Consider the following 1815-nt stretch of genomic DNA (forward strand, 5'->3'; position numbering starts at 1 on the left):
CGGTAACCACTGCACCGCATCCGCAACGACGTGACCGTTGGTACCATCGTTAACGATTCGAACGCTTGCTTTGCGGGTCGCATCAAATCGAAATTTGCCCAGCGATAGAAACAGCGATTTGATTGCTGGATTCTTTTTTTGGTCTACGTTTACCGTGGTCGAACCATCGGCGTGATCCACGATCACTTTGACGTTACTGGCTCGATTTGAATTCGCGGGATACGCAAAACGCACTTCGTATTCACCCGCTGCTGGCAACGTGGTCACAAACGCAATCGACGCTTTGCCATCGGCCGCGTTGTCATCGTGGACGTAACCATGTTCGACGAACTTGGATGACGACGTACTAGGCCGCCACGATCCCGTTAATTGAGCTTTGGAATCATCAACCACGGTTCCTTCTAAATCTTTTAAATAGACTCGCTCGCGTGCCGAATGGCTTGTCGATCCCGCGTAGTGCAACACTTGTCCATCCGCTTGCAGACGCTGACGAAGCTGGTCATAGGGGACATCTTGTACTGCGATCTTTTTATCAATCGCCATTACCGCCGCAGTCGCCGAACTTTGACCCAAGATCATGAATACGGGCTCCATGCGAATCGAGCCGAATGCGATGTGCGAACTCGAAACACATACTGGAACGAGCAAGTTTTCACATTCTTGCTTTTTCGGAACTAACGAACCATAGGCGATTTCGTAAGGCCCGTTGGTGCTGACGCCGATGTCACCTTCGTTTTGAACGTGACCTTCCGGTGTGATATACCGCTGCACATTATGAGAATCCATGGTGTAGGATCCCATGCCTACCGACTCAGGTGTATCACGACGTTTTAGCAATTCATGTTCGGTCATGACAAATTTGCCAACCATCCGACGAGCTTCGCGAATATACAATTGATGCGACCAATTGCCGTTATCAACAAACTCATCTTTAGGTAGCCCCCATTTTCGCATTTCTGCCTGTGTTTCCTCGGGTACGCGAGGATCGTTGGCAATGAAATACAGCCAACCTTTTTGATAGGTTTCATGCTCTTTGATGATCTCGTGACGCTTCTCATAGCTCGCCTCGGGATACTCGTAATTAAACCCAATATTATCGGTGCTCATCGGCCCATGATTATTGGTATCTGTTTTGTGGTTTGGGATTGGATCAAATTTCCCAAAGGTCTGATTAAAACCTGCCTCATAAATACGAACCAATAACTCGTATTGCGATGGATCGTAACCCTCGGGTTTGGCGAATGGAATTCGATTCGAGGGATCGTTGGTCAAACACATCCGAAAACAGTAGGCTTGGATGCGATGATCGCCAGCCCCTTTTTCGCCCGGCGGATCGGGACTGACGCGAGGCAACACGCCGCTGGTAGGATCATCGGCAACGACATAGGGGCTGACCGGTTTCTTCAGGATGCCAAAATGGTGCGAATGATGCAGCACTCCGGTTTGAACACCATTCCACGATTCGCCATAGGTCGAACCGGATTCACGTCCAACGTGATAGCTCACCCCAGCGGCAGCCATCAAGTCGCCTTCGTACGTAGCATCTATAAACATTTTGCCTGCATAGGTATTGCCGCTAAGCATGCGAATTGCGGCGATTCGGCCCTCTTTCATCGTGACGCCCGACTTGCGGTCGAGATACTCGTCGCGGACAACAGGGATTTCAAACTCGCGGACATAATCTTCGTAAACTTGCTCGGCAACGTGCGGCTCAAAGATCCACATTGTGCGGTTATTGCCATCGATCGCGCGTGTCCCTTGGCCTTTGTTCCCGTATTGCTGGCGAGTTTGCTGGACCCAAGATTCAGGACGCTC

General features: G+C 50.4%; 1 protein-coding gene. It reads right to left on the reverse strand.

Annotation, left to right across the window (positions count from 1 at the left end; genetic code table 11):
- Positions 1-1815, reverse strand: a 1815-nt coding sequence (locus ABX962_RS35565) for an FAD-dependent oxidoreductase (RefSeq protein WP_372726381.1), incomplete at both ends; no start/stop codon positions are given.

It is taken from the genome of Novipirellula sp., from assembly GCF_041583735.1.
GTDB lineage: Bacteria > Planctomycetota > Planctomycetia > Pirellulales > Pirellulaceae > Novipirellula.